Below are 236 nucleotides of genomic sequence, written 5' to 3'. Positions count from 1 at the left end.
CCACCGCCGAGATCCTGCCGCTGGAGCCCCTGGCCGAGAAGTGGCGCGCCTTCGGCTTCCATGTGGTCGAGTGCGACGGCAACGACGTGGCCCAGCTGGTGGAGACCCTGGAAGCCCTGCGCGAACACCGCGGCCAGCCCCAGGCGCTGATCGCCAATACCGTCAAAGGCAAGGGGGTTTCCTTCATCGAAGGCAAACCCGAATGGCACCACCGGGTGCCCAAGGGCGACGAGATC

General features: G+C 66.9%; 1 pseudogene. It reads left to right on the top strand.

The annotated features are described in order from the left end of the window. Positions 1 to 236, top strand: a pseudogene (locus FS767_RS22630) (transketolase); the annotation flags it as partial.

Source organism: Pseudomonas sp. DE0010 (assembly GCF_007680745.1).
GTDB lineage: Bacteria > Pseudomonadota > Gammaproteobacteria > Pseudomonadales > Pseudomonadaceae > Aquipseudomonas > Aquipseudomonas parafulva_B.
The sequence above is the reverse complement of the archived record's forward strand: the minus strand, read 5'-3'. Positions and strand labels throughout refer to the sequence as shown.